At 69.3% G+C, this 15,997-nt stretch carries 11 protein-coding genes, 1 tRNA gene and 1 other RNA gene; 5 read left to right on the top strand and 8 right to left on the bottom strand.

The window, feature by feature from the left end:
* Positions 1–49 precede the first annotated feature (49 nt).
* The gene (locus B2K11_RS05175; protein ID WP_163617189.1) at positions 50–442 is read right to left on the bottom strand and encodes an RDD family protein; all 393 of its coding nucleotides are present in this window, start codon (positions 440–442) and stop codon (positions 50–52) included.
* Between the two features lie 132 nt (positions 443–574).
* Between B2K11_RS05175 and glnA the strand changes: the two genes are divergently transcribed.
* Positions 575–1,999 (top strand): type I glutamate--ammonia ligase, encoded by a 1,425-nt coding sequence (glnA, locus tag B2K11_RS05180; RefSeq protein WP_163617190.1) that lies wholly within the window; start codon positions 575–577, stop codon positions 1,997–1,999.
* 295 nt (positions 2,000–2,294) lie between these two features.
* Positions 2,295–2,894, top strand: a complete 600-nt coding sequence (locus B2K11_RS05185; RefSeq protein WP_239525740.1) for a peptidase M23 — start codon at positions 2,295–2,297, stop codon at positions 2,892–2,894.
* A gap of 40 nt (positions 2,895–2,934) precedes the next feature.
* On the opposite strand, the gene B2K11_RS05190 is transcribed toward B2K11_RS05185, so the two are convergent.
* The 3 genes from B2K11_RS05190 to B2K11_RS05200 are packed head-to-tail and all read right to left on the bottom strand — an operon-like array spanning position 2,935 to position 7,576.
* Positions 2,935–5,937: a bifunctional [glutamine synthetase] adenylyltransferase/[glutamine synthetase]-adenylyl-L-tyrosine phosphorylase gene (locus B2K11_RS05190; RefSeq protein WP_163617192.1), complete on the bottom strand. Its 3,003-nt coding sequence runs from the start codon at positions 5,935–5,937 to the stop codon at positions 2,935–2,937.
* 13 nt (positions 5,938–5,950) lie between these two features.
* Positions 5,951–7,288 carry a glutamine synthetase family protein gene (locus tag B2K11_RS05195; protein ID WP_163617193.1) on the bottom strand — a complete coding sequence of 446 codons (1,338 nt, stop codon included), beginning with the start codon at positions 7,286–7,288 and terminating at the stop codon, positions 5,951–5,953.
* A 60-nt stretch (positions 7,289–7,348) separates the two neighbouring features.
* Positions 7,349–7,576, bottom strand: a complete 228-nt coding sequence (locus B2K11_RS05200) for an SPOR domain-containing protein (RefSeq protein ID WP_163617194.1) — start codon at positions 7,574–7,576, stop codon at positions 7,349–7,351.
* 98 nt (positions 7,577–7,674) lie between these two features.
* Here B2K11_RS05200 and B2K11_RS05205 point away from each other — a divergent pair, with 98 nt between their 5' ends.
* Positions 7,675–8,448, top strand: a complete 774-nt coding sequence (locus B2K11_RS05205; RefSeq protein ID WP_163617195.1) for an ROK family protein — start codon at positions 7,675–7,677, stop codon at positions 8,446–8,448.
* A 47-nt stretch (positions 8,449–8,495) separates the two neighbouring features.
* Here the strand turns inward: B2K11_RS05205 and rnpB are convergent.
* From rnpB to B2K11_RS05220, 3 genes are all read right to left on the bottom strand, one after another.
* Positions 8,496–8,865: RNase P RNA component class A (rnpB, locus tag B2K11_RS05210), an RNA gene on the bottom strand.
* A 45-nt stretch (positions 8,866–8,910) separates the two neighbouring features.
* Entirely contained in the window at positions 8,911–10,641 is a 1,731-nt protein-coding gene (locus tag B2K11_RS05215) for a bifunctional 3'-5' exonuclease/DNA polymerase (RefSeq protein WP_163617196.1), read from the bottom strand.
* Between the two features lie 38 nt (positions 10,642–10,679).
* On the bottom strand, positions 10,680–11,411 hold the full coding sequence (locus B2K11_RS05220) for a C4-type zinc ribbon domain-containing protein (RefSeq protein WP_163617197.1): 732 nt from the start codon (positions 11,409–11,411) through the stop codon (positions 10,680–10,682).
* 88 nt (positions 11,412–11,499) lie between these two features.
* Between B2K11_RS05220 and B2K11_RS05225 the strand changes: the two genes are divergently transcribed.
* Entirely contained in the window at positions 11,500–13,032 is a 1,533-nt protein-coding gene (locus B2K11_RS05225) for an amino acid permease (protein WP_163617198.1), read from the top strand.
* 9 nt (positions 13,033–13,041) lie between these two features.
* Here B2K11_RS05225 and B2K11_RS05230 read toward each other — a convergent pair.
* Positions 13,042–13,114 (bottom strand) — tRNA-Val (locus B2K11_RS05230).
* Between the two features lie 141 nt (positions 13,115–13,255).
* Between B2K11_RS05230 and aceE the strand changes: the two genes are divergently transcribed.
* The gene (gene aceE / locus B2K11_RS05235) at positions 13,256–15,985 is read left to right on the top strand and encodes a pyruvate dehydrogenase (acetyl-transferring), homodimeric type (protein WP_163617199.1); all 2,730 of its coding nucleotides are present in this window, start codon (positions 13,256–13,258) and stop codon (positions 15,983–15,985) included.
* The last annotated feature ends 12 nt before the right edge of the window (positions 15,986–15,997 follow it).

The raw sequence follows: 15,997 nt of genomic DNA on the forward strand, positions 1-15,997 counted from the left end.
CGGTGACCGTGGCCAGGTGGCATCGAGGGGCCGCTCCGGGGTCGAGTCGTCAGGAGCGGATGAGCACCGTGCCCGCGGCCTTGTCGTGCAGTCCACGCTGGTCGGCATCCCAGATGAGCGCCGGGATCACGACGATCAGCAGAGCCGTGCGGATGATGGGGCGCCACAAGCCCACCCATGCCCCGTCGAGGCGCGCCAGCCGCAGGCCGAACACCCGGTGACCGGGGCTTCCCTGCAGCGTCGGCAGGAACACCAGCTGGATCGCCGCGAAGATCGCGAGGATCGCGAGCGGGTCCCAGCCGAAGAAGCCCGAGATCAGGTACGCAGCGCCGTAGTCGAGGAACAGCGCCCCGACGCGGCGGCCGAGACGGCCGATGGATCCGGTGCCCTCGCGGGGCAGGCCGAGCCGTTCGCCCGGATAGTCCTGGGTGCTCTGCGTCACTTCCCCAGCGTATACAGGTCGCCGTAACATGCCGGAAACACGAGTGATACTGCCGGGCAATCCCCTGCGGGTAGCTTGCCAGCAAGCCCGACCCGCACGGGCGGATCCGAATGCCCTACCTCTGGAGTCTTCATGTTCAAAGATTCATCCGAGGTGCTGAAGTTCATCAAGGACGAGGATGTAAAGTTCCTCGACATCCGTTTCACGGACCTTCCTGGCGTGCAGCAGCACTTCAACATCCCGGCCTCCACCGTTGACGAAGAGTTCTTCACGGTCGGCCAGCTGTTCGACGGCTCCTCCATCCGAGGATTCGCGAACATCCACGAATCTGACATGCAGCTGATCCCCGACGTGTCGACGGCGTACCTCGACCCGTTCCGCGAGGCGAAGACCCTCGTCATGGTGTTCGACATCTACAACCCGCGCAACGGCGAGATCTACCCGAAGGACCCGCGTCAGGTCGCGAAGAAGGCCGAGAAGTACCTCGCGTCGACCGGCATCGCCGACACCGCGTTCTTCGCCCCCGAGGCGGAGTTCTACATCTTCGACGACGTCCGCTACGAGGTGAAGCAGAACTCCAGCTTCTACTCCGTCGACTCCGAAGAAGGCGCCTGGAACTCGGGCCGCAGCGAAGAGGGCGGCAACCTCGCGAACAAGACGCCCTACAAGGGCGGCTACTTCCCCGTCTCGCCCGTCGACAAGACCGCCGACCTGCGCGACGACATCAGCCTCCACCTCATCGAGGCGGGCCTTCTGCTGGAGCGTGCGCACCACGAGGTGGGCACCGGAGGCCAGCAGGAGATCAACTACCGCTTCGACACGATGGTGCACGCGGCAGACGACATCCTGAAGTTCAAGTACATCGTCAAGAACGTCGCCAACGAGTGGGGCAAGGTCGCGACCTTCATGCCCAAGCCGCTCTTCGGCGACAACGGCTCGGGCATGCACACGCACCAGTCGCTGTGGCTCGAGGGCAAGCCCCTCTTCTACGACGAGAAGGGCTACGCGCAGCTCTCCGACCTGGCGCGCTGGTACATCGGCGGCATCCTGGCCCACGCGCCGGCGCTGCTCGCGTTCACCAACCCGACGCTGAACTCGTACAAGCGTCTCGTGAAGGGATACGAGGCGCCGGTCAACCTCGTCTACTCGGCGGGTAACCGCTCGGCGGCCATCCGCATCCCGATCACGGGCTCCAACCCCAAGGCGAAGCGCATCGAGTTCCGCGCGCCGGATGCCTCGGGCAACCCGTATCTCGCCTTCGCCGCACAGCTGATGGCCGGGCTCGACGGCATCCAGAACCGCATCGAGCCGCACGAGCCGGTCGACAAGGACCTCTACGAGCTTCCCCCCGAGGAAGCGAAGAACATCCCGCAGGTGCCGAACTCGCTGCTCGACTCGCTGGACGCGCTGCGCGCCGACCACGAGTTCCTGCTGAAGGGTGGCGTGTTCACGCCCGAGCTGATCGAGACGTGGATCGAGTACAAGATCGAGAACGAGATCCAGCCGCTCAACGCGCGTCCGCACCCGTTCGAGTACGAGCTGTACTTCGGAGTCTGACGTTCCAGCATTGACGAGAGGGCCCCGGTCATCCGGGGCCCTTTCGCATGCCCCGAGTCTGCGGCCGGCGTCACCGGCCACAGACTCGGGGCGTTCCCCCAGCCGTCCTCCCTACGCTGGTCGCGCCCCCGCTCCTGACCGGAAGTGACGATCGATGTCCGCCCGCCCCCGCGCACAGGCACGACGACGTCGTCCGGCGCGGCCGCCAGCAGCCGCTCGGCGGCGACCGCCGCGGCATCGGGCAAGAGCCGCTCGTGGGTCGACTCGACGCGGTGGGCTGGTCGCATTCGTCGCGGTGTCCGTCACGTTCCTCGTCGGGTTCCTCATCGCTTCGGCATTCGTGGCGAGTGCGTTCTCCAGCGAGCAGGATGATGCTGCCCTCTTCCCGTCGTTCGCTCCCCCGTCGATCCGCGAGCCGGGAATCGCCGGCTACGGGGTCGAGCAGCTCGCGCACGCCTGCACGATCATGGCGGCCGGTCGAGACCTGGGCCTCGATGAACGCGATCAGACCATCGCGGTCATGACGGCCATGGGTGAGTCGTCACTGCGGAACATCGACTACGGCGACTGGGAGACCAGCGGCGTCACGAATCCCGACGGCTCGCGCACCACCTCCATCGGCCTCTTCCAGCAGCAGGACAGTTGGGGAAGCCGTGAAGCACGGCTCGACCCCTACACGGCTGCGAGCATCTTCTACCGCGCGATGACGGTGCGCGTGCCCGACCGTGTGTCCACAGAACCGACCCTGGTGGCGCACCTCACGCAGATCAACGCAGACCCTCTCCACTACGCCCGGTTCTGGGATCGCGCCGCCCGCGTGGTGGCGGCGCTCAATGCCGCACCGCTGCAAGAGCGGGATCGCATCGACGGCATCCCGCTGTGCCCTCCCGTCTGAACGCCACGTCCGGCGAGCACCGGATGCCGCCGCCGGCGTCCTAGCCGTAGAACAGCTTCTCGAAGACCCGGCGGGCGCGTCGCGTCGTGCCGAGGTAGTCCTCCTCGACCTGCGTGGCCGAGCGCGGCGGGTACTCGAGGAGCCGGCCGATGCCGTCGAGCTTCCCGCGGTCCACCGGGAGCACATCGCTGGTCTGGCCCGAGAGGAGCGTGTTGGCAGAGCGCAGGCGGCTCGCCAGCCGCCAGGCTTCGGCCAGACGGTCTGCGGCGGCCGTCGGGATGAGACCGGCGCGCTCCGCGGCGCGCAGGGCGCCGAGCGTGGAGGTGGTGCGCATCTCGGGCACCGTGTGGGCGTGCTGCAGCTGGAGCAGCTGTACGAGCCACTCGACGTCGCTCAGCGAACCGGGGCCGAGCTTGAGGTGCCGCGACGGATCGACGCCCTGCGGCAGGCGCTCGCTCTCGACTCGCGCCTTGATCCGCTTGATCTCTCGGGTCGCCGCGAGATCGACGCTTTCCGGATAGCGCACCTGGTCCGCCAGCTGCAGAAAGTCCCGGATGAGCTTCACACTGCCCGCGACGCCGCGGGCACGCAGCAGCGCCTGCGCCTCCCAAGAGAGCGCCCACCGGCGGTAGTACTCGGCATACGCGTCGAGCGAGCGCGCGAGCGGGCCGTTGCGCCCCTCCGGTCGCAGGTCGGCATCGAGCTCGAGCGGTACACGATGGTCTTCGGAGTACGTGCGGAGAGCCGCGACGAGCTTCAACGCCAGCTCGTTCGCACGCTGCGGGTCGACGCCGTTCGGGCGATAGACGTACATGACATCGGCGTCGGAACCGAAGCCGAGCTCCGCGCCGCCGAAGCGGCCCATGGCGATGACGGAGAAGTCGAGCGCGGCGTCTTCGGGCGGCACGATGTCGCGACGCACGGCTCGCAGCGTCGCCTGGATCGTCACGTCGGTGATCGTCGTGAGCGCTTCGGCGACCTCTTCGATCGTCACCGTGCCGAGGATCGCCCCCATCGCGATCCGCAGCTGCTCGCGTCGTCGCAGCGCGCGGACGGCGCGCGTGGCATCGGTGACGGTGTCGTGGCGTGTCTGGATCGCGCGCGCCTCCTGCTGGAGGGCGAGGCCCGATCGCGGGCGCAGGAGCTCGGGATCATCCAGCCACGCCGCGGATTCAGGGATCCACTCCATGAGCTCGCCGATGTACCGCGATCCCGAGAGCACGCGTGAGAGGCTCTCGGCGGCTCCCGACGAGTCGCGCAGCATGCGGAGGAACCAGTGGGTGTCGCCGAGGCGTTCGCTGAGTCGGCGGAACGCCAGCAGACCGTAATCGGGGTCGACCCCGTCGGCGAACCATCGGATCATGACGGGCATGAGGTGGCGCTGGATGGTGGCCTTGCGGCTCACCCCGCTGGTGAGCGCGGCGATGTGGCGGAGGGCGCCGGCCGGGTCGGAGAAGCCGATCGCGGCGAGGCGGTCGTGCGCCTGCGCGGTGGACAGCACCCGCTCGTCGGCCGGCAGTGCCGCGACGGCCGACAGCAGCGGACGATAGAACAGGCGGACGTGGATGTCGCGGACCTCGCGCTTGACCGACTCCCACAGCTCCCAGATGCCGGCGCCGGTGTCGGCGAGCCGGCTCGCGCGGGCGAGCGCGCGACGCTCCTCCGGACGCTCCGGCATGAGGTGCGTGCGGCGCAGATGACGCAGCTGCACCCGGTGTTCGAGCAGGCGCAGCACGCGATAGTCGCGGGAGAAGGCGGATGCCTCGGCCCGGCCGATGTAGCCCTCCGTCACGAGGGCGTCGAGCGCCTCGAGCGTGCCGCGCTGGCGGATGCGGTCGTCGGAAAGCCCGTGCACGAGCTGCAGCAGCTGAACCGTGAACTCGATGTCGCGGATGCCTCCGGGGCCGAGCTTGAGCTGGTAAGGCACGTCGGCCGCGGGGATGTGCTCGGTGACCCGCTCGCGCATCCGCTGCACGCTGTCGACGAAGTTCTCGCGTGCGGCGCTCGTCCAGATCTTCGGCTGGACCGCCGCGGTGTAGGCCCTGCCGAGCTCGTCGTCACCGGCGATCGGACGCGCCTTCAGCAGCGCCTGGAACTCCCAGCTCTTCGCCCACCGGTCGTAATACGCCAGGTGCGAGTCGAGGGTGCGCACCAGCGCGCCCTGCTTGCCCTCCGGGCGCAGGTTGGCGTCGACCTCCCAGAGTGGCGGCTCGATCTCGACGCCCGAGATGCCGCGCATCGTCTGCACCGCGAGGCGGGTCGCGATGTCGACGATGCGGCTCTCGCCGAACTGCTCGAGGGCGTCGTCGTCTCCGCCCCCCACGAAGATCACGTCGACGTCACTGACGTAGTTCAGCTCGCGCGCCCCGGTCTTGCCCATCCCGATGATCGCGAGCTTGGTCCGTGCGACCTGCTCGTGCGGAAAGAGGCCGGCTCCGACCGCGCCGCCCGACACCCGGGTGCGGGCGACCGCGAGGGATGCCTCCAGCGCCGCACCCGCGGCATCCGCCAGCCGCGCCGACACCGCGGCGATCTCGTCCACCGGCGAGGGACTCAGCAGGTCGTACGCGGCGATCCGGGCGAGCATCCGGCGGTAGCGGACGCGGAGCGCGACCCAGGCGCCCTCGCCGCCGTCCGCGGCGAATCCGTCGACGGCTCCGATCGCGTCCAGGAGTTCGACGCGGAGCTCCTCCGGCGTGGGCAGCCGGTCCCCCGCGTCCGCGAGCTGATCGACTTCGGACGGATGCCGGAAGAAGAACTCGCCGAAACCGGTCGAAGCCCCGAGCAGTGCCCAGAGCGCCCGCCAGGCGCGGGGTCGGGCGTGCGCTCGCTGCACGGGGGCGGCGTCGCGCCGAGCCAGACGGGTCAGTGCCTGCAGCGCCTCGTCGGGGTCGGCCGCGCGGCCGGCACCCTCGAGCAGCGCATCCCGCGGTAATTCGACGAGCGCGGACAGCTCCGCAAGGAGTGCTTCGGCGTCGGTGAGACGGCTGAAGCCCAGGCGGGCGAGCGGGGTCAGCGAACCCGGCCGATCGCTCGCGGACATGCGTCAGCCGGTCTCAGAGCATCTCGAGGTTGCTCTTGAGCTCGAACGCCGTGACCTGGGAGCGATACTCCTGCCACTCGCGTCGCTTGTTCAGGAGAACGTAGTTGAAGACCTGCTCGCCGAGCGTCTCAGCGACGAGCTCGGACTCCTCCATGTACTCCAGGGCGTGGTCGAGACTGGCGGGCAGCGGCGCGTAGCCGAGCGCCCGGCGCTCGCCATCCGTCAGCGACCAGACGTTGTCCTCGGCCTCGGCGGGCAGCTCGTATTCCTCTTCGATGCCCTTGAGGCCGGCAGCCAGCATGAGCGCGTACGAGAGGTAGGGGTTCGCGGCAGAGTCCAGCGCGCGGTACTCCACGCGCGACGACTGGCCCTTGTTCGGCTTGTACAGCGGCACCCGCACCAGCGCGGAGCGGTTGTTGTGACCCCAGCAGATGAAGCTCGGAGCCTCGTCGCCGCCCCACACCCGCTTGTAGGAGTTGACGAACTGGTTGGTCACGGCCGAGATCTCGTTCGCGTGGCGGAGCAGGCCGGCGATGAACTGCCGGCCGACCTTCGAGAGCTGGTACTGCGCGCCTTCTTCGTAGAACGCGTTGACGTCGCCCTCGAACAGGGACATGTGGGTGTGCATCCCGCTGCCCGGCTTGCCGGTCATCGGCTTGGGCATGAACGTGGCGTAGACGCCCTGCTCGATCGCGACCTCTTTGATCACGGTGCGGAACGTCATGATGTTGTCCGCCGTGGTCAGGGCGTCCGCGTAGCGCAGGTCGATCTCGTTCTGACCCGGGCCGCCCTCGTGGTGGCTGAACTCGACCGAGATGCCCAGGTCTTCGAGCATGCGGACGGAGCGCCGGCGGAAGTCGTGGGCCGTGCCCCCGGGTACGTTGTCGAAGTACCCCGCCGAGTCCACCGGCTCAGGGCCCTCCGTGCCGAAGGACGACGACTTGAGGAGGTAGAACTCGATCTCCGGGTGCGTATAGAACGTGAACCCGGCGTCGGCGGCCTTCGCCAGCGTTCGCTTCAGGACATGGCGCGGATCGGCGACGGCGGGCTGACCGTCGGGCGTCGTGATGTCGCAGAACATCCGCGCCGTGGGGTCGATCTCGCCCCGCCAGGGCAGGATCTGGAAGGTGGTGGGGTCGGGGTGCGCGAGCAGGTCCGATTCGTACGACCGCGTCAGACCCTCGATCGCGGACCCGTCGAAGCCCAGGCCTTCGCTGAAGGCGCCCTCGACCTCTGCGGGTGCGATGGCCACGGACTTCAACGTGCCGATCACGTCTGTGAACCACAGCCGTACGAACTTCACGCCTCGTTCTTCGATGGTTCTCAGAACGAAGTCACGCTGCTTGTCCATCGCGTCCTCTCCGGTGCCGGAATCGCCGACCGTGGCTGACTGACCGCGGTCGAAGCCAGACTACTGCTCGTCGCGAGGGGCTCCCGACACGGTGTCCGAACCCCAGGAGTCCTCACGCGCCTCCTCGGCCGCCCACGCGCGCGCACGCTCGCGGATCACCTCGGGGGCCTTCGCGGCCTCCTCCGGGGTGTCGAACGGGCCGGCGCGGTCCGGAGCGGGCGACTCGAAGCCCTTCTCGACCTCGCCGGTCTTGAGGTTGTACCAGTACTTCTCGCTGTCGTGCGTCATCGTGCCCTCCTCGGATCGCGGGGCTGGTCGCCGTCAGCACGATCCTACTGACGGGGGCCGCTCCGCGGCCGCCGTGTCCGCCTCGATAGGCTGTCGGCATGGCATCTGACGCGGCACGCGCCGTCGGCGTGGACATCGGCGGCACCGGCATCAAGGCGGGCATCGTGGACCTCGATCGAGGCGAGCTGATCAGCGACCGCGTCAAGGTCGCCACCCCCGAAGGGGCGCACCCGCCGGACGTGCTCGCCGCGGTCACCGAAGTCCTCTCGACCCTCGGCGTCGCCGACGACCAGTCGGTCCCGCTCGGGGTCGCCTTCCCGGCGATCGTCAAGCACGGCCGCACGCTGTCGGCCGCCAACGTCTCCGACCAGTGGATCGACTTCGAGGCGGAGAAGTTCTTCGAAGACGGCCTCGGTCGCGACATCCACTTCGCCAACGACGCGGATGTCGCGGGCGTCGCGGAGGTGCGCTACGGGGCCGCGAAGGACCGGGACGGGCTCACCATCCTCACCACCCTCGGCACCGGGATCGGCTCCGCGCTGCTCTACGACGGCGTGCTCGTCCCCAACTCGGAGCTCGGGCACGTGCAGCGCGCCCGGCACGGGAAGGATGCCGAGGCGTACGCGGCCTACTCGGCGATGGAGCGGCACGAGCTCACGTGGGAGCAGTGGGCCAAGCGGCTGCAGTGGTACTACGGCCACATCGAGTTCCTGTTCAGCCCGGACCTCTTCGTCGTCGGCGGCGGCGTCTCCAAGCACGCCGACAAGTTCCTGCACCTGCTCGAGCTCAAGACGCCGATCGTTCCGGCGGTGCACCGCAACAACGCGGGCATCATCGGTGCCGCGGCCCTCGCGGGGCGGCCCGTCGTCTGAGGTCGCGCCCGCCGGATGCTTCTCGCGACGGGGGCCGGCGGAGAGGGCGAATGGGCCGGCCTGTACGCCGGGTTCTGTCCGGGGGCGTGAGCCCCGTGGACGGTCATCTCTCTCGGCGACACGTTGCCGTGCCGCTCCAGCGGCCTACCCGGGGACTCGGCGGGCCGCGTCATCATCCCCTGTCTGGCCTTGCTCCGGGCGAGGTTTGCCGTGCGGGTCGTGTCACCACGACCCCGGTGGTCTCTTACACCACCCTTTCACCCTTACCGGGACCGAAGTCCCGGCGGTCTGCTCTCTGTGGCACTGTCTCGCGGATCGCTCCGGGTGGGTGTTACCCACCGCCCTGCCCTGCGGAGCCCGGACGTTCCTCGGCGCGCGGCGGCGAACCGCCCGCGACGCGACCGTCCAGCCGACCCATTCGCCCCGCGAGTCTACCGTCGCGGGCCGGGTGCCGGCTTCGCGTCAGTCCTTCTGAGCGGTCTCGGCGATGCGCACGTCCAGCAGGAAGTCGAGCGGGAAGTCGCCGAACAGCAGACGCCCCGCGGCGGCTGCGGCATCCGTCACCGCCTGCGCGGCCGCTTCGGCATGCTCTTCAGGCGTGTGCACGATCACCTCGTCGTGGAGGAAGAACGCCAGATGCGGCTGTCGTGCGAAGGCGGGACCCGACCGCGGCGCGGCGCGCCCGGCCGGCACGGGCGGGAGGGCGGCCAGACGTCCCCGCAGGTCGGCCAGCCACGCCAGCGCCCACTCGGCGGCGGTGCCCTGTACGACGAAGTTGCGTGTGAACCGGCCACGATCGCGGGCCCACCTCCTCGCACGGGTCTCTTCCGCTCCGGATGCCTCGGCCTCGGTCGCGCGGGACTGCGCGGCCGACCACTCCGGCGAGGGAGCCGGCGAGCTGCGGCCGAGCCAGGTCGAGACCACGCCGCCGTCTTCGCCGACGCGCGCCGCGTCATCCACCAGGCCCATCGCGCGCGGGTAGGCACGGCGCAGGCGCGGAACGAGGCGGCCGGATTCGCCCGTCGTGGCACCGTATATGGCGCCGAGGAGGGCGATCTTGGCCTCCTGACGGGTGGCGACGGCACCGCTGTCCACGATGCCCGCGTAGAGGTCTCGGCCGCGCGCCGCCGCGGCGAGGGCGGTGTCGCTCGCCATCGCGGCCAGCACGCGCGGCTCCAGCTGCGCGACGTCGGCCACGACCAGCCGCCAGCCGGGATCGGCGCGCACGGCCTCCCGCAACTGGCGTGGAAGCTGGAGAGCGCCTCCGCCGGAGGACGCCCAGCGGCCGGTGACGACGCCACCGGGGACGAAGACGGGGCGGAACCTCCCGTCGGCGACCCATTCCGAGAGCCAGACCCACCCGTTGGCGGAGAGCAGCCGCGAGAGCTTCTTGTACTCGAGGAGCGGCTCGATGACCGGATGCCGCTGCTCGGCGAGCTCCCACCGGCTCGTGGACTCGACCAGCACGCCGACGCGGTGCAGCGCCCGCAGCAGTTTCGGCTGCGAGTCGAGGCTCGCCGTCGGGTCTCCGAGCGCTGCACGCACGCGCTCCGCGGCGTCCGCGAGCTTCGCCGGCTGGCCGCCACCGGGACGGCGCTCCCCCAGCGTCTCGACGAGGATCCGGTCATGCGCGGCGGCGTCCCACGGGAGCCCTGCAGCCCGGAGCTCGGTGGCGATGAGCGCGCCCGCCGACTCCGCCGCGGTCAGCAGGCGCAGCCGGCCGGCCCCGCTGCTGTCCGAGACCGCAGCGCGCTGGCGCCGGAACTCGGCCAGGGCAGCCTCGACATCGGACGGGGGCCCGGCGGGACGCTGCCCGTGCTCGAGATCGAACAGCGTGGGCGCCGCGTCCGCCGCGTCGACGTGTGGTGCGGCATCCCATTCCACCGCCCGGCGCACCACGGCCGACTCGTCGACCAGCGCCGAATCCCTCAGGATGGCGTGACAGAGCCGCAGGTCGTGGCAGCGGGCGATCCGGACTCCGGCGGCGAGCAGCGCCGTATACCACTGCGGCGTGTCGTGCCAGACCCAGCGAGGCGCCCAGCGCGCCTCGGCGTCGGCGATCCAGGACGTCAGCGCGCCCTGATCGACCTCGTCGCGGTCCAGCTCGGCGGCGGCGTCGTCGAGCCGGATGACGTGCGCCCCGCGAGCGGTCCGTCCGAGGACGATCCAGGCGGGCGCGTCAGCTGCGCCCACGACGGCACTGCCCGGCTGGGCTCACAGCCCGGATTCCGTCACAGTCCGGAATCATCGTCGCGCACCAGCAGGCAGCCGCATTCGGGGCACGTGACGACCTCGTCCTCGGGCGACTGGCGCAGCACCTGCAGGTCGGTGCCGGCGAGCACCATGTTGCAGCCCTCGCAGGTGCGGCGGCGAAGGAGGGCCGCGCCGGCACTGCGCACGGCCACACGGTCGTACAGCGAGATCAGATCGGCGGGCAGGGCGCCGGCGATCGCGGCCCTGTCACGGGTCGCGGCTTCGAAGGCCGCCGTCGCCTCGGCGACGGCGCGCTTGCCGTCGGCGCTGAGCTCGGCTCCCTCGGCGTTGGTCGCCGCGATGAGCGACTCCTGCTCGGCGACGGCCGCGTCCGCGAGCTCGAGTCGCTCCATGATCGCCAACTCGGCGTCTTCGAGGTCGTTCTTACGTCGCGCGAGCGCGGCGAGCTCGCTCTCGAACCCCTGCGCCTCCTTCGAATTGGTGGACGCCGCGAGCCGCTGCGCGTCCCGTGCGGCACGGGCATCGACCACGGCGACGTCGGATTCGATGCGGGACAGTTCCGTGCGGAGGTCGTCACGGGCGCCCAGGCGGGTGGTGAGCTCCTGCGACAGCTGCTGACGGCGTCCGAGCAGCTCCTGGACGCGACCGGCCTGCGGCGGGTTCTTGCGGGCGTTCTCGGCCCGGCGGATCCTGGCGTCGAGCTGGGCGACCTCGACGAGGCGGCGCTGGTCTGCGGGGCTGGCTTTCACGTGTCCAACCTACCGTGGGCATCGACGCCGTGATCGGCGGGGGCTAGCATTCGACGACCGGTCCTTCCGCTGACGAAAGGCGCGCATCATGGGCGTTCTCCGTACGAAGTCCGTCGAACGGTCCATCGCCGACACCGATGAACCGGAGTTCCGGCTCAAAAAGTCGCTGACAGCACTCGACCTGACCGTCTTCGGCATCGGCGTCGTGATCGGGGCAGGGATCTTCACGCTCACCGGCCGGGCCGCCCACGAGGTCGCCGGCCCGGCGATCGTCCTGAGCTTCGCGGTGGCCGCGATCGCCTGCACCCTCGCCGCGCTCTGCTACGCGGAATTCGCCTCGACCGTGCCGGTGTCGGGGTCGGCGTACACCTTCTCGTACTCGTCACTCGGCGAGCTGTTCGCCTGGATCATCGGGTGGGACCTCATCCTCGAGATGTTCCTGGGGGCGAGCGTGGTCGCGCAGGGATGGAGCGCGTATCTCGGCACGCTTCTCGATCAGCTCGGGATGCCGATCCCGCCCGAGATCGGATACGGCGGCACCGTCGACCTCATGGCCATCCTGCTGGTGCTGGTGCTCGGCGGGCTCATGACCTTCGGCATCAAGGAGTCGCTGAGGGTGAACATGGTCCTCGTCGCCGTGAAGCTCTTCATCGTGCTGTTCGTGATCGTCGCCGGCATCCTGTTCGTGAACCCCGCCAACTGGTCGCCGTTCGTCCCCGCCCCCGCACCGACCGATGCACCGACCGGGTTGAGCCAGCCGCTGCTGCAGTTCTTCTCGGGCATCGAGCCGACCGCCTTCGGCGTGGGCGGCATCTTCGCGGGCGCTGCACTCGTGTTCTTCGCGTACATCGGCTTCGACGTCGTCGCGACGACCGCGGAGGAGACGCGCAATCCGCAGCGCGACCTGCCGATCGGCATCATCGCGTCGCTGGTGATCTGCACGCTGCTCTACTGCGCCGTCGCGCTCGTCGTCACCGGCATGGTCCCCTACCAGGACCTGGACCCCGCGGCCGCCCTGGCCAACGCGTTCGCGTTCCACGGGCAGACCTGGATGGCCACCCTGATCTCGGCCGGCGCCGTCGCCGGTCTCACGACCGTCGTGCTGACGCTCCTCATCGGTGCGACGCGCATCATCTTCGCGATGTCCCGCGATGCGCTGCTGCCGATGGGCCTCGCGAAGGTGCACCCCCGGTACCGCACGCCCTGGCTCATCTCGATCATCGTCACGATCGTGGTCGCCGTCGTCGCGGGATTCACCCCGGTCGGGCTCCTCGAGGAGATGGTGAACATCGGCACGCTCTCTGCCTTCGTGCTCGTCTCGGTCGGCGTGATCGTCCTGCGCCGCAAGCGGCCCGACCTGCCGCGCGCGTTCCGCGTGCCGTTCAACCCGTGGTTGCCCGCGCTTTCGGCGGCCATCTGCGTGTACCTGATGCTCAACCTCACCGTCGAGACCTGGCTGCGATTCCTGGTGTGGCTCGTCATCGGCTTCGCGATCTACTTCGCCTACTCGCACCGGCACTCGAAGATCGGCCAGCCCGGCTACGAGGAGTTCGCGCTGCCGCATGTCGTCTCACACCAGCGCGACGACAGCGACGACGATCCGCGGCCGGACCGGGGATGAGGACGACGGTGGGCCCTGCCGGGATCGAACCGACGACATCCACGGTGTAAACGTGGCGCTCTACCAGCTGAGCTAAAGGCCCTCGCTGTCAGTCTACGAGGTGCGTCCGTTGCGTCTCGAACTCGCTAGGCTGGCAGATGGTGCGTTGTGCACGGCTGACAAAGCCTGCCCCGCTCCGGTAGCGATTCCCTGGCACGATCTGCCAGACGACGAAAGGTCTTCTGTGACTGTCAACGATCAGGATCCGTACTCGCAGGAACCCCTCGACAGCGATCCCGATGAGACCTCCGAGTGGCAGGAGTCCCTCCAGCAGCTCGTGCAGGCGAAGGGCCACGGACGTGGCCGAGAGATCATGCTGAGCCTGCTGCAGACCTCGCACGAGCTGCAGCTGAACGTCCCGCAGGTTCCCACCACGGACTACATCAACACGATCGCCCCCGAGAACGAGCCCGAGTTCCCGGGCGACGAGGAGCTCGAGCGACGCTACCGCCGGTGGATCCGCTGGAACGCCGCGGTCACGGTGCACCGAGCGCAGCGCCCCGGCATCGGCGTCGGCGGCCACATCTCGACGTACGCCTCGTCGGCGTCGCTGTATGAAGTCGGCTTCAACCACTTCTTCCGGGGTCTGGACGACCCGAACGGCGGCGACCAGATCTTCATCCAGGGCCACGCCTCCCCCGGCATCTACGCCCGCTCGTTCCTCGAGGGGCGTCTGACATCGGAGCAGCTCGACGGCTTCCGCCAGGAGAAGTCGAAGGCGCCGAACGCGCTGCCGTCGTACCCGCACCCCCGGCTCATGCCGGAGTACTGGCAGTTCCCGACGGTCTCGATGGGTCTCGGACCGATCAACGCCATCTACCAGGCGATGACGAACAAGTACCTCACCAATCGCGGGATCAAGGACGCCGCCGACTCGCATGTCTGGGCGTTCCTCGGCGACGGCGAGATGGACGAGGTCGAGAGCCGCGGACAGCTGCAGGTCGCCGCGAACGAGGGCCTGGACAACCTGACCTTTGTCGTCAACTGCAACCTCCAGCGTCTCGACGGCCCGGTCCGCGGCAACGGCAAGATCATCCAGGAGCTCGAGAGCTTCTTCCGCGGCGCCGGCTGGAACGTCATCAAGGTCGTGTGGGGCAGCGGCTGGGACGAGCTGCTCGCGAAGGACACGGACGGCGCGCTCGTGCACCTCATGAACACGACGCCCGACGGTGACTTCCAGACCTACCGCGCCGAGGACGGCGCGTTCATCCGCGAGCACTTCTTCGGGCGCGACGAGCGCACCGCGGCCCTCGTGAAGGACTGGTCGGACGACGACATCTGGGGCAAGCTGCGCCGTGGCGGCCTCGACTACCGCAAGGTCTACGGCGCCTACAAGGCAGCCACCGAGCACAAGGGCCAGCCCACCGTCATCCTCGCGAAGACGATCAAGGGCTACGGGCTCGGTCATCACTTCGAGGGTCGCAACGCGACCCACCAGATGAAGAAGATGACGCTCCAGGACCTCAAGTACTTCCGGGACTCCATGCGGATCCCCATCTCGGACGCGCAGCTGGACGAGAACCCGTACCTGCCCCCGTACTACAACCCGGGCAGCAACGACGAGACGATCCAGTACATGCTGGAGCGCCGCCGCGCGCTCGGCGGCTTCCTGCCGGAGCGCCGCACGCACCACGTCGGCCTGCAGCTGCCCGGCGACGAGGCGTACGCACTGCCGAAGAAGGGCTCGGGCACGCAGGAGATCGCCACCACGATGGCGTTCGTCCGGCTGCTCAAGGATCTGCTCCGGGCGAAGGACTTCGGCCACCGCATCGTGCCGATCATTCCCGACGAGGCGCGCACGTTCGGCATGGACGCGTACTTCCCGACGGCGAAGATCTACAACCCGCACGGCCAGAACTACACCTCCGTCGACCGCGAGCTGCTGCTGGCGTACAAGGAGAGCCCGCAGGGCCAGATCATCCACGTCGGCATCAACGAGGCCGGCGCCGTGGCGGCGTTCACCGCCGCGGGCACCTCGTATGCCACGCACGGCGAGCCGCTGATCCCGGTGTACGTCTTCTACTCGATGTTCGGGTTCCAGCGCACCGGCGACGCGCAGTGGGCGGCGGGCGACCAGATGGCACGCGGCTTCATCATCGGCGCGACGGCGGGACGCACCACGCTCACCGGCGAGGGACTGCAGCACGCCGACGGCCATTCGCCGCTGCTGGCCTCCACCAACCCGGCGACGCTGTCGTACGACCCGGCCTACGGCTACGAGATCGCGCACATCGTCCGCTCGGGCATCGAGCGCATGTACGGCGGCAACCACCCCGACCCGAACGTCATGTACTACCTCACGGTGTACAACGAGCCGCTGGTGCAGCCGGCGGAGCCGGAAGGGGTGGACGTCGACGGCATCGTGCGCGGCATCCACCGCATCTCGACCGCGGAGGGCGAAGGCCCGAAGGCGCAGATCCTCGCGTCCGGCGTCGGGGTGCCGTGGGCGCTCGAAGCGCAGCAGCTGCTGCGCGAGGACTGGGGCGTGCAGGCGGATGTCTGGTCGGTGACCTCGTGGAGCGAGCTGCGCCGCGACGGTCTGGCGGCGGATGAGCACAACTTCCTCCACCCGGAAGAAGAGGCACGCACCGCGTACCTCACCGACAAGCTGAAGGATGCCGCCGGCCCGGTCGTCGCGGTGAGCGACTTCATGCACGCGGTGCAGGATCAGATCCGTCCGTGGGTGCCGAACCGGTTCGCGACCCTCGGCGCCGACGGCTTCGGGTTCTCGGACACGCGAGCCGCCGCCCGTCGCTTCTTCAAGATCGACGGTCCGTCGGTCGTCGTCCGCACGCTGCAGTCGTTGGCCGAAGAGGGCGTGGTCGACCGCAGCCTCGCGGCACAGGCGATCCAGAAGTACCGCCTGCACGATGTGACGGCCGGAACGAGCGGGAACGCGGGCGGCGAGAGCTGACCCGCCGATGGG

The sequence above is a fragment of the Microbacterium sp. B35-30 genome (assembly GCF_010634855.1).
Taxonomy (GTDB): Bacteria; Actinomycetota; Actinomycetes; order Actinomycetales; family Microbacteriaceae; genus Microbacterium.